Annotated in this window: 12 protein-coding genes; all 12 read right to left on the bottom strand. The window is 68.4% G+C overall.

The genetic code is table 11. The annotated features are described in order from the left end of the window. Positions 1–11: 11 nt before the first annotated feature. The 12 genes from ACWHMB_RS00290 to ACWHMB_RS00235 all read right to left on the bottom strand — a co-directional run bounded on the left by ACWHMB_RS00290 (position 12) and on the right by ACWHMB_RS00235 (position 11,903). On the bottom strand, positions 12–1,319 hold the full coding sequence (locus ACWHMB_RS00290; protein WP_377484471.1) for a TrkH family potassium uptake protein: 1,308 nt from the start codon (positions 1,317–1,319) through the stop codon (positions 12–14). Between the two features lie 190 nt (positions 1,320–1,509). Further along, a complete protein-coding gene (gene trkA, locus ACWHMB_RS00285) occupies positions 1,510–2,895 on the bottom strand; it encodes a Trk system potassium transporter TrkA (RefSeq protein ID WP_377484474.1) in 1,386 nt (461 codons plus the stop codon). Between the two features lie 82 nt (positions 2,896–2,977). Then, entirely contained in the window at positions 2,978–3,397 is a 420-nt protein-coding gene (locus tag ACWHMB_RS00280; RefSeq protein WP_377484476.1) for a YchJ family protein, read from the bottom strand. Continuing rightward, a complete protein-coding gene (locus tag ACWHMB_RS00275; protein WP_377484479.1) occupies positions 3,375–3,872 on the bottom strand; it encodes a hypothetical protein in 498 nt (165 codons plus the stop codon). Before ACWHMB_RS00275 ends, ACWHMB_RS00280 begins: the two co-directional genes overlap by 23 nt. A gap of 12 nt (positions 3,873–3,884) precedes the next feature. Beyond that, positions 3,885–5,021: an acyl-CoA dehydrogenase family protein gene (locus tag ACWHMB_RS00270; protein WP_377484483.1), complete on the bottom strand. Its 1,137-nt coding sequence runs from the start codon at positions 5,019–5,021 to the stop codon at positions 3,885–3,887. Between the two features lie 36 nt (positions 5,022–5,057). Further along, on the bottom strand, positions 5,058–5,729 hold the full coding sequence (locus tag ACWHMB_RS00265) for an SDR family oxidoreductase (protein WP_377484486.1): 672 nt from the start codon (positions 5,727–5,729) through the stop codon (positions 5,058–5,060). Positions 5,730–5,894: 165 nt separating this feature from the next. After that, the gene (locus ACWHMB_RS00260; protein WP_377484489.1) at positions 5,895–7,076 is read right to left on the bottom strand and encodes an acetyl-CoA C-acyltransferase; all 1,182 of its coding nucleotides are present in this window, start codon (positions 7,074–7,076) and stop codon (positions 5,895–5,897) included. Positions 7,077–7,153: 77 nt separating this feature from the next. Next, positions 7,154–9,064 (bottom strand): bifunctional isocitrate dehydrogenase kinase/phosphatase, encoded by a 1,911-nt coding sequence (aceK, locus tag ACWHMB_RS00255; RefSeq protein ID WP_377484492.1) that lies wholly within the window; start codon positions 9,062–9,064, stop codon positions 7,154–7,156. 4 nt (positions 9,065–9,068) lie between these two features. Further along, complete coding sequence (can, locus tag ACWHMB_RS00250; RefSeq protein ID WP_377484495.1) at positions 9,069–9,740, bottom strand: carbonate dehydratase; 672 nt, start codon at positions 9,738–9,740, stop codon at positions 9,069–9,071. A gap of 34 nt (positions 9,741–9,774) precedes the next feature. Continuing rightward, positions 9,775–10,950: an isovaleryl-CoA dehydrogenase gene (locus tag ACWHMB_RS00245; protein ID WP_447648404.1), complete on the bottom strand. Its 1,176-nt coding sequence runs from the start codon at positions 10,948–10,950 to the stop codon at positions 9,775–9,777. A 29-nt stretch (positions 10,951–10,979) separates the two neighbouring features. Next, positions 10,980–11,432 carry a PaaI family thioesterase gene (locus ACWHMB_RS00240; protein WP_377484501.1) on the bottom strand — a complete coding sequence of 151 codons (453 nt, stop codon included), beginning with the start codon at positions 11,430–11,432 and terminating at the stop codon, positions 10,980–10,982. 39 nt (positions 11,433–11,471) lie between these two features. Beyond that, a complete protein-coding gene (locus ACWHMB_RS00235) occupies positions 11,472–11,903 on the bottom strand; it encodes a MerR family transcriptional regulator (RefSeq protein ID WP_293221906.1) in 432 nt (143 codons plus the stop codon). Between the last annotated feature and the right edge of the window lie 120 nt (positions 11,904–12,023).

Raw genomic sequence — 12,023 nt, 5'->3', positions numbered from 1 at the left:
GCAGATCGGGGTTATCGGCGCCAGAAGGCGGGTGTGAACAGCACCAGCATCGACAGCAGCTCCAGCCGCCCCAGCACCATGGCCAGCGCGCACAGCGCCAGCTGCGGGTCGGTGAACGAGGCGTAGTTGCCGGCCGGCCCGATGCGGCCCATGCCGGGGCCGATGTTGTTGACGTTGGCGATGACGGCGGAAAACGCCGTCACCACGTCCAGCCCCGAGGCCAGCCGCACCAGCACCAGCATGCGCACCATCTTGATGCCGCCGCCGGTCGACCCGGCGCAGGACACGAAGCTGCCCAGAAACAGCAGCAGCACCGGCACGAAGGTCGGCCAGGTCAGGTAGTCGCCGATCGAGTAGCCGGTGGTGGTGGCGACCGACACCACCTGGAACGCGGCGTGCCGCACTGCGCTGGGAAAGTCCTCGTACACGTCGTGCGTGATGAGCATCGCCGCCACCCCGGCGCTGGCCAGCAACAGCACGGTGACGTAGGCGCGCACCTCGGCGTCGCGCGTCAGCGGCGCCAGCGAGCGCAGCTGCCACAGCAGGAAGTAGCGCGCAAAGCTGACGCCCGCCAGCGCCATGAAGAGCACCGCCGTCCATTCGAGCTGCGGCGAGCCCCAGAAGGCAAAGCTCTGGTCGTGCGAGGACAGCCCGCCCAGCCCCACCGTGGTGCACATGTGCATGAAGGCGTCGGCCCAGCTCATGCCGCCGGCGCGGTAGGCCAGCAGGCAGGCCACCGACAGCACGAAGTACACGCCCCACATGCCGCGCGCCGTCTCGGCGATGCGCGGCGTCAGGCGCGAATCCTTCATCGGCCCCGGCATCTCGGCCTTGAAGATCTGCAAGCCCCCCAGGCCCAGGAAGGGCAGCACCGCCAGCGCCAGCAGCATGATGCCCAGCCCGCCGATCAGCTGCAGAAAGCAGCGCCAGATGTTGATCGAGGTGGCCAGCACGTCCAGCCCCGCCAGCGAGGTGGCGCCGGTGGCCGTCAGCCCGCTCATGGCCTCGAAATAGGCCTGCACCACGCCGATGCCCGGCACCGTGAACCACAGCGGCACGGCGGCGTAGGCGGGCAGCACCAGCCACACCAGGTTGACCAGCAGAAAGCCGTCGCGCACCGTCAGCTCGGCCGCGTGCCGGCGCGTGCGCCACCACAGCCACAGGCCGGTGAAGAAGGTCAGGCCGAAGCTGCCCAGCCAGATGCGCAGATTGCGCCCGCCCTCGCCCCACCAGTCCCAGGCCAGCGGCACCCAGAAGGCGAACGAGAAGCCCATGATGACCCAGGACAGGATCAGGAAGGCGGGGGCGAAACGGGTCATGGCCTGGAGCCGCCAAGTTCCCGATGCAGGGTGAACTGGCATGGCCCGCTGCGCATGAAAAACAAAGAGCCAAATGGCCGCGGAGCAGGCCATGCCAGGGCACCCCTGGCCGGGGTCTCCCCGGTCAGTGGGTGCGCCCCCTTGCAGGGGGGAAGCGGAGCGGAACGCAGTCCGCGCAGCTTGGGGGTGGTCATAGGAATGTCGCCCGCACCTGAAACAGCTTTTCCACCTCGCGCACCATGCGCTTGCTGGGCACGAAGATGATCACGTGGTCGTTCTCCTCGATCACCGTGTCGTGGCGTGGCACCAAGGTGCGCGCGGCGTCGTCCTCGCCGCGCACGATGGCGCCCACGCGCGCACCGGCGGGCAGCTTGATCTGCTCCACGCGCCGGCCCACCAGGTGCGAGGTCTTGGCGTCGCCGCGCGCGATGCCCTCCAGCGCCTCGGCCATGCCGCGGCGCAGGCTGTGCACCGCCGCCACCGCGCCGCGGCGCACGTGCAGCAGCAGCTCGCCGATCACCACCTGCGAGGGCGAGATGGCGATGTCGATGGTGCTGCCGGCCAGCAGCTCGGCGTACACGCGGCGGTTGACCAGGCTGATCACGCGCCGCGCGCCCAGGCGCTTGGCCAGCATGGACGACAGGATGTTGTCCTCGTCGTCGCTGGTCAGGGCGATGAACAGGTCCATGCCGCCCACGTCCTCGTCCTGCAGCAGGTCCTCGTCCGAGCCGTCGCCGTGCAGCACCAGGGTGTCGGCCGGCAGCTCGCCGGCCAGGTAGTCGCAGCGCTTGCGGTCGGCCTCGATGATCTTGACCACGCAACGGCCCGCCAGCTGGCGCGCCAGGCGCAGGCCCACGCGGCCGCCGCCGGCCAGCATCACGCGGCGCACCTGGCGATCCGGGTTGCCGATGGCGTGCAGCGCGCCGCGCAGGTGCTCGCGCCCGGCCAGCACGAAGATCTCGTCGCCCACCAGCACGCGCGTGTCGGGGCCCAGCGGCTGCTCGGTGTCGTCGCGGTAGACGGCCACGATGCGCATCGGCAGCTCGGGCTGGCGGGCGCGAAACTCGGCGATGCTGCGGCCGGCCAGCGCGCTGCCCGCCGCCACGCGCACCACCGCCATGTGCGCCTGCCCCTGCGAAAAGCGCACCACCTGCAGCGCCTCGGGGTAGTCCACCAGCAGCTGCAGATACTGCGTGACCGACTCCTCGGGGCAGATCACGCGGTCGACCGCAAAGCCTTCCTTGCCCAGCAGCTCGCCCTCGCCGAACTCCATCGAGCGCAGGCGCGCGATGGTGGTCGGAATGCCAAACACGTCGTGCGCCACCTTGCAGGCCACCAGATTGGTCGCATCGTGCCCGGTGGCGGCGATGAACAGGTCGCAGTCCTCGGCGCCGGCGCCGCGCAGCACCGAGGGCAGGGTGCCGTTGCCGGTCACGCCGCGCAGCTCCAGGCGCTCTTCCAGCTCGCGCAGGCGCTGCGGCTCGTCGTTGATCAGGGTGATGTCGTTGGCCTCCGACACCAGGGTCTCGGCCACGCTCTCGCCCACGCGGCCGGCGCCGAGAATCAGGATGCGCATGGCGGCTGCCCCGGGTCAGAATTAACTATCATTATTATAGCTGTTGGCGCTTGATGCACGTGGGCTGCAAGGCGAAATCATTCTAAAGCAAGACGCCATCGACATAAAACCAGCGCCACGCGCCGTCCGCACGCTCGCGCACGAAGCGGCTGCGCTCGTGCAGACGCTGCGCCGGTCCGCCACCCACGCGCGAGCGGGCCACGAACTCGACCTCGGCGTGCGTGTCGTCCAGCCGGTGGTGCGCGCGTACCTGCAGCCCCAGCCAGTGCACGCCGGCCTCCAGCGTCAGCGTGGCCGGGCGCGTGCTGGCGTGCCAGCTGGCCTGCAGATAGGCGGCATCACCGCGCACGAAGGCCGAGTAGCGCGAGCGCATCAGCGCCTCGGCGTCGGGCGCGGGGGTGTCGGCCCAGTGGTCGATGTAGCGGCCGCAGCAGGCGTCGTAGCCGGCGCCGGCAGGGCAGCCGCCGCAGGGGCAGGCATCAGAGCTTGGCGTTCGTGCCATCGTTTGCGATGCGCTCGAAGTTGGTCGCGAGATACTTCGTCCACTGGGGCTTGCAATAGTCGGCGGCCACGCCGGTGATCTTGTTCTTGCGACGGCCGTTGAACCAAATGGAGCGCAGGCCGGCGTTCTTGCCACTCTTGTTGCGCACTGCTTCGCGGTCGAATTCTTCGGAGCTCATGATCCAGATCAGATCAAGGCCTTCCGAATAAAACACGAACCAGTAGTCGGAGCGCACCTCGGCGTGCGGGATAGCGGCGAACAGCGCCGCATCGCCGGCTTTCACGGTACGCGAGCGCGCTTTGATTTGCACCTGCGCAATCGATCCGTCTTTGCGCTTGATGAGGGCATCGACCGCATGGTCGTCCACCAACGGGACATAGACGTCCATCCCCTCCTTGAGCATCAAGCCGATGATCCAGTATTCGATGCGCTTGCCGAATCCGGCGCTGTGCCTAAAGCTGGGATATGAAGCCATCGTGTCGCTATGTCACAGCGCCCGCGTGATGATGATCTTCTGCACGTCGCTGGTGCCCTCGTAGATCTGGCACACGCGCACGTCGCGGTAGATGCGTTCCAGCGGAAAGTCGCTCACGTAGCCGTAGCCGCCCAGGGTCTGGATGGCGGCGCTGCACACGGCCTCGGCGGTCTCGGTGGCGAACAGCTTGGCCATGGCCGCTTCCTTCAGGCAGGGGCGGCCGGCATCGCGCAGGGCGGCGGCGTGCCAGATCAACTGGCGCGCCGCTTCCAGCCGCGTGGCGCAGTCGGCCAGGCGGAAGGCCACCGCCTGGTGGTTGATGAGCGTGGTGCCGAAGCTCTCGCGCTCCTTGGCGTAGGCGATGGCCACCTCCAGCGCGCTGCGTGCCATGCCCACGGCCTGCGCGCCGATGCCGATGCGCCCGCCCTCCAGCGCCGACAGGGCGATCTTGTAGCCCTCGCCCTCGTCGCCGATCAAATTGGCCGCCGGCACGCGGCAGTCGACCAGGTTGATCTGCGCCGTGTCGCTGCTGTGCTGTCCCAGCTTGTCCTCCAGCCGCGCCACCTGCCAGCCGGGGTTGCCCAGCTGGTGCGTGGGCACGATGAAGGCGCTCATGCCGCGCTTGCCGGCGCCCTTGTCGGTCACGGCAATCACGATGGCGACGTGGCCGTTCTGCCCGCTGGTGATGAACTGCTTGACGCCGTTGATGACGTATTCGTCGCCCTGCCGCACGGCGCTGGTGCGCAGCGCCGAGGCATCGCTGCCCACGTGCGGCTCGGTGAGGGCAAAGGCGCCCAGCATCTCGCCGCGCGCGGACGGCGCCAGCCACTGCTGCTTTTGCGCGTCGGTGCCGTACTTCATCAGGATGGCGTTGTAGGGGCAGTTGGTGACGCTGATGGGCGTGCTGGTGCCGCCGTCGCCGGCGGCGATTTCCTCCAGCACCAGCGCCAGCGTGAGGTAGTCCAGACCCGCGCCGCCATAGGCCTCGGGCACGCAGATGCCGTAGGCGCCCAGCTGCGCCAGGCCCTGGTGCGCGGCGGCGGGAAAGCTGTGCGCCTTGTCCCATTCGGCGGCGTGTGGCCACAGCTCCTGCCGGGCAAAGGCGCGCACGGCGTCGCGGATCATTTCCTGGTCTTGGGTCAGCAGCATGGGGTGGTCTTCTTTAAGAATGAGGGTGAGAGTGCTTCACCAGCCGTTCAGCCGGCTGCCGTCGTGGTTGAAGAACGCGCCGTTGTCGGCCGCCGTGGCGCTGGCCAGGGTGGCGCGCAGCTGCGTCACGCTGTCCTGGGTGCTGATGCCGGCCTGCGGCCCGCCCATGTCGGTGCGCACCCAGCCGGGGTGCAGCAGCACGAACAGCGCCCGCGGGTAGCCGTGGCGCGCCGCGGCCACGGCCATGTTCAGCGCCGCCTTGCTGGTGCGGTACAGCCAGGCGTTGCTGCCGCCCACGTCGCCGATGCGCCCCATGCTGCTGCTGATGAAGCCGAAGCGCCCGCGCGCGGCCTCGACCAGCGGGGCGACCTGCGGGATGGCCTGCATGGCGCCCAGCACGTTGGCGTGCATCACGCGGTCGAACTCCCGCTGCGCCGGCGGCAGGTGGGCGTCGGCGCGCGAGCACATCACGCCGGCCACGTACCAGGCGGTGTCGATCTTCTCGCCGTCGAGCTGCCAGGACAGGCCGCTGATGCTGGCCGGCTCGGCCACGTCCAGCCGCAGCACCTCGGCGCCCAGCTCACGCAGCCGGGCCAGGCCCTCGTCGCTGCGCGCGGTGGCGATCACGCGCTGATGTGCCGCCACGCTCTGGCGCGCCAGCTCCAGGCCGATGCCGCGCGAGGCGCCGAGGATCAGGGTGGTGGGCATGAGCGCTTATGAACGAAAAATGGCTCCAGCGCTTGTTCAGTAAGCGCGAGGAGCTATCAAATCAATAACAAATCGAACGCCAAAACGCAAAGGATTCGCAGAGAACCGAAAAAAATCCATGGGCATTCTTCTGCGTCCTCTGCGTTCGGCTGTTGGTATGGCGGCTTACACCAACTCCAGCGCCACCGCGGTCGCCTCGCCGCCGCCGATGCACAAGGTGGCCAGGCCCTTCTTGAGGCCGCGTGCCTGCAGCGCGTGGATCAGGGTCACCATGATGCGCGCGCCGCTGCAGCCGATGGGGTGGCCCAGCGCGCAGGCGCCGCCGTTGACGTTGACCTTGTCGTGCGGCACCTTCAAGTCGTGCATCAGCGCCATCGGCACCACGGCAAAGGCCTCGTTGATCTCCCACAGATCGACGTCGCCCACCTGCCAGCCGGCCTTGGCCAGCGCCTTCTCGGTGGCGCCGATGGGGGCGGTGCTGAACCACTCGGGCTCCTGCGCGTGCGTGGCGTGGCTGACGATGCGCGCCAGCGGCTTGCAGCCCAGCTTCCTGGCGGTGCTCTCGCGCATCAGCACCATCGCGGCCGCGCCGTCGTTGATGCTGGAGCTGGAGGCCGCCGTCACCGTGCCGTCCTTCTTGAACGCGGGTTTCAGCGTGGCGATCTTGTCGAGCTTGACCTTGCCCGGGCCTTCGTCGGTGTCGACCACCCGCTCGCCCTTGCGGTCCTTCACCGTCACGGGCGCGATCTCGGCCTTGAATGCACCTGTTTTGATGGCGGCTTGCGCCCGCTGCACGCTGGCGATGGCGAAATGGTCCTGTTGCTCGCGCGTGAAGTGGTACTTGGCCGCGCAGTCCTCGCCGAAGGTGCCCATGCTGCGGCCGGGCTCGTAGGCGTCTTCCAGGCCGTCGAGCATCATGTGGTCGAAGATGCGGTCGTGGCCCATGCGGTAGCCGCTGCGGCCCTTTTGCAGCAGGTAGGGCGCGCCGGTCATGCTCTCCATGCCGCCGGCCACCAGCACGTCATGCGAGCCGGCCACCAGCATGTCGTGCGCGAACATCGCCGCGCGCATGCCCGAGCCGCACATCTTGCTCAGCGTGACCGCGCCCGCGCTCTTGGGCAGCCCGCCCTTGAACGCCGCCTGCCGCGCCGGCGCCTGGCCCTGGCCGGCCATCAGGCAGTTGCCGAACAGCACCTCGGTCACCAGCTCGGGCTTGATGCCGGCGCGCTCGATGGCGGCCTTGATGGCCACGCCGCCCAGGTCGTGCGCGGCCAGGTTGGCAAAGTCGCCCTGAAAGCTGCCCATGGGCGTGCGGGCGGCGGAAACGATGACGATGGGGTCGGACATGGGGCTCTCCTTGAATCAGGTGGCAGGTGGATGAAGGGATGATCGCGCAAAGCGCCATCCGGGATCGGCGCCGGGGGTCATTCCGCGGGTTCGGTCGGGGTGATCGGCGCCAGCGCATCGGCACGATCGGCCGGCGTCTCCACGCTGGCGGCGCGCGGGTCGGGCAGCTCGGGCGCGCCCCAGGCGCCGCCGTTGAGGTCGAAGCGCCGGTGCGCGCCGTAGGGAAAGAAGTCGATCACCTCGCCGCTCTGGATGCGTTCCTTGTTTTGCTGCCAGAACTCGGGCGTCAGCAAATCGGCGTGGTGGCGCATGAAGGCGGCGCGCACGCGGGGGTTGCCCAGCAGGAAGGGGGCGAAGGTCTCGGGGAAGACGTCGCCCCGCGCCACGTGGTACCAGGGTTCGGCGCTCAGCTCGTCCTCGTCGGTGCGCGGCGGCGGCACGCGGCGGAAGTTGCAGTCGGTGAGGTACTCGATCTCGTCGTAGTCGTAGAACACCACCCGGCCGTGGCGCGTGACGCCGAAGTTCTTGTACAGCATGTCGCCCGGAAAGATGTTGGCGGCCACCAGGTCCTTGATGGCGTTGCCGTACTCGATGACGGCGTGCTCCAGCTGTGCCTGCGCGGCGGCGTCCGACTCGCCGGCGTCGAAGGCCTCCTGCAGGTACAGGTTGAGCGGGATCATGCGCCGCTCGATATAGGCATGGGCGATGATGACCTCGGTCTGGCCGTCGCCGTCGCGGTCGGAAATTTCGAGCTGGCTGGGCGCGGCGCGCTGCAGCTCGGCGATCAGTTCGTCGTCGAAGCGCTGGCGCGGAAAGGCCAGCAGCGAGAATTCCATGGTGTCGGCCATGCGGCCCACGCGGTCGTGGTGCTTGACCAGCTGGTACTTGGCGCGCACCTGCTCGCGCGTGGTTTCCTTGGGCGGCGCGATGCGGTCGCGAATGAGCTTGAACACGTAGGGAAAGCTGGGCAAATCGAACACCAGCATCACCATGCCCTTGATGCCGGGGGCGATGCGGAAGCGGTCGGTGCTGTGGCGCAGGTGCCACAGCAGGTCGCGGTAGAACAGGTTCTTGCCCTGCTTGGCCAGGCCGAGCGCGTTGTACAGCTCGGCGCGCGGCTTGCGCGGCATCAGGCTGCGCAAGAACTGCACATAGGCCGAGGGGATCTCCATGTCGACCATGAAGTAGGCGCGCGAGAAGCTGAACAGGATCAGCAGGTCCTCCTCGCCGAACAGCGCGGCATCCACATACAGCGTGCCCGGCTCGCGGTGCAGGATGGGCAGCGCGAACGGGATTTCGCGAAAGCCGTTGATGATCTTGCCGACCAGGTAGGCGCCCTTGTTGCGATAGAACAGGCTGCTCAGAACCTGGATCTGGAAGTTGCTGCGCGGCTTGTCAAGGCCCAGCTCGCGGCGCATGGCGGCGGCCACGTAGCCGGCGTCGCGCGCGATGTCCTCGTAGCGGCAGCGCAGCTCGAAGGACTCGATCACCGCGCGCACGCTGTCCGCCAGCGCGTCCAGCCGCGGGTAGAAGGCGCGGAAGGTGGGGCGCGCGCGCGGGCCCTCGGTCTCCATGTACTCGGTGCTGATGGCCGGGCGCACGAAGATGAAGTCGTTCTGGAAATAGCTGCGGTGCAGGATCTTGGTGGTGACCGAGTTGAAGAAGGTCTCGGCCAGCTCGGGCTGCGGGTGCGTCACCAGCATGCCGATGAACAGCAGCTTGGCCTGGTGCCATACGGCCATGGGCTGCGCGCCGGCGGCGAACTCGCGCTCGAGCCGGCGCGTGCATTCGCGCACCCGCAGGTCGTAGAACTCGATGCGCTCGCGCTGCGCGCGCTGCTGGCCGTGCCAGTCGCCGGTCTCGAAGCGGTGCTTGCCGCGCGCCGACTCTTGCCGAAACAGCCGGTAGTGGCGGTTGAAGCCGTCGACCATCGCCTGCGCGAGGTCATGCGCCAGGGCGGCTTGCTCGGCCGTCAGCGCCACCGGCATGGGCCTATCCCGCTTTGTCCTCGGCCGCCTGGCGCGGATAGCGCTTGATGGCGTCGCTGTACACCTGCACCACGTGGTCGGGGCGCGTCATGGTCACGCCCAGGTTCTTCACCAGGCCGTCCTTCAGGCCGTAGCACCAGCCGTGCACCGCCAGCGGCTGGCCGCGCGCCCAGGCGTCCTGCACCACGGTGGTCTCGGCCACGTGGCCGACCTGCTCGATCACGTTCATCTCGCACAGGGTGCTTTCCTGGTCGGCGGTGCACAGGTGCATCCAGCGGCCGCGGTGGCGCTGCTTGACGTCGTGCACGTGGCGCAGCCAGTTGTCGCCCAGGCCGATGCGCTGCTCGCGCAGCACCGCCAGCACGCCGCCGCAGCCGTAGTGGCCCACCACCATGATGTGTTCGACCTTGAGCACGTCGACCGCGAACTGGATCACCGACAGGGCGTTGAGGTCCGAGCTGACCACCACGTTGGCCACGTTGCGGTGCACGAACACCTCGCCCGGCGCCAGGCCGATGACCTGGTTGGCCGGCACGCGGCTGTCGGAGCAGCCGATCCACATGTATTTGGGGTTTTGCTGCTGCGCCAGGGTCTGGAAGAACCCCGGGTGCTCGCGCTCGACCTTGGTGGCCCAGGCGCGGTTGTTGTCGATCAGGTGTTGCAGGGAGGATGGCATGGGGCGATTGTGCGCGCAGGCGGTGGTGCGTGTTTCAAGCCGTCTCGGCAAACATCTCGCGTCCGATCAGCATGCGGCGGATTTCGCTGGTGCCGGCGCCGATCTCGTACAGCTTGGCGTCGCGCCACAGGCGCTCGACCGGAAACTCCTTGGTGTAGCCCACGCCGCCCAGCGCCTGGATCGCTTCGCCGGCCATCCAAGTGGCCTTTTCGGCCGAATAGAGAATGGCGCCGGCCGCGTCCTTGCGAAAGCTGCGCGCGTGCGCCGCGCGGTCGGCCGCCTGGCCCACGGCGTAGACGTAGGCGCGCGTGGCCTGCCAAGTGGAATACATGTCGGCGATCTTGCCCTGCATCAGCTGGAATTCGCCGATGCTCTGGCCGAACTGCTTGCGCTCGTGCACGAAGGGCACGACGGCGTCCATGCAGGCGGCCATGATGCCCAGCGGCCCGCCCGAGAGCACCGCGCGCTCGTAGTCCAGCCCGCTCATCAGCACCTTGGCGCCGTTGCCCTCGCCGCCCATCACGTTTTCTTCGGGCACCTCGCAGTTGTCGAAGAACAGCGGGTAGGTGTTGCTGCCGCGCATGCCCAGCTTGTCGAGCTTGGTGCCGGCCGAGAAGCCCTTGAAGCCCTTCTCGACGATGAAGGCGGTCATGCCGCGCGCGCCCATCTCGGGCTCGGTCTTGGCGTAGATCACCAGCGTGTCGGCGTCGCCGCCGTTGGTGATCCACATCTTGCTGCCGTTCAGCACGTAGTAGCCGTTCTTCTTCTCGGCCTTGAGCTTCATGCTGACCACGTCGCTGCCGGCATTGGGCTCGCTCATGGCCAGCGCGCCGACGTGCTCGCCGCTCACCAGCTTGGGCAGGTATTTCTTCTTCTGCGCCTCGCTGCCGTTGCGGTGGATCTGGTTGACGCACAGGTTGGAGTGCGCGCCGTACGACAGGCCGACCGAGGCCGAGGCGCGCGAGACTTCTTCCATCGCCACGATGTGCGCCAGGTAGCCCAGCTCGGTGCCGCCGTACTCGGCCTTCACCGTCATGCCGTGCAGGCCCAGCTCGCCCAGCCGGGGCCACAGCGCGTGCGGAAACAGGTTGTCGCGGTCGACCTGGGCGGCCAGCGGCGCGATCTGCTCCTGCGCAAAGGCGTGCACCGCCTCGCGCAGGGCGTCGATGTCTTCACCCAGGTGAAAGTCGAGGCCGGGCAGGTTGCTCATGAAGGGTCTCCTGTGGATGAGGGAAAGGTTCAATAGGTGCGCGGCACGGGCACCAGGGTTTGCTGCATCAGGGCGCAGGCGCTGGTCTGGCCGTCGTCGGCCACGTGCGTGACCTCGGCACTGGTGACGATCAGGCGCCGGCCGGGCTTGATGACGCGCCCCACGGCGCGCAGCGCGCCGCCCTGGCGGCTGCCCAGGAAGTTGATCTTGAATTCGGCCGTGGTCACTTCCATGTCCTCGGGCGCCACCGTCAGGCCCGCGTAGCCGCCGGCGATGTCGGCCAGCGCCCCGATGGCGCCGCCGTGAAAGCCGTCCTGCTGCTGCGTCACGCGGTCGGAATAGGGCAGCCACAGTTCCACCTCGCCCGGCGCCACGCGCACGAGAAGCGCCTGCAGGTGACGCATCAGGCCCTGGCGCGCAAAACTGACGGCCACGCGCTGGTGCAGCGCGGGGTGCTCGATGGGGGGGATGTTTGGGGTCATGGGCAAAACACCGGATTTTGATTGACGTTTACGTTAACGTCAATTGATCTCGCTCGATGGCAGGCCTGCGCGGGCGGCGCCCTTGCGCGCCAGGCCGCCCAACAGGGCGCGGGCATCCTTCTCGTGCTGGCTGACCTCGCGCAGCGTGGCCTGCAGCTCGGCCAGCTGGGCCTCGAGCTGCACACGGTGCTGGCCCAGCACGCGCAGAAACTGCTCCAGCTGCGCGGCGGTGTCGCGCGGGCTGTCGTACATGTCGATCAGCGCGCGCGCCTCGATCAGCGACAGGCCCAGGCGCTTGGCGCGCAGGGTGAGTTTGAGGCGCGTGCGGTCGCGGTTGCTGTACACGCGCTGGCGCCCGCCGGGGCCGCGCCGCTCGGGCTGCAGCAGGCCCATGTCCTCGTAGAAGCGCATGGCGCGCGGCGTGAGGTCGAACTCGCGCGCCAGGTCGCTGATGGTGTAGGTGGCGGCCATGAAGAGGCGCGCTGTCGCGCGCGTGCTGGGCAAGAAAAGTGCCGTGTTCCTAAAATGATCGGCTCGATTGACGTTCACGTCAATTGCATCCGCATCCTACCCGAGACCTCCGGTCCGCCC

This window comes from Ottowia pentelensis (genome assembly GCF_964341695.1).
This window is presented reverse-complemented; position numbering and strand designations above follow the sequence as displayed.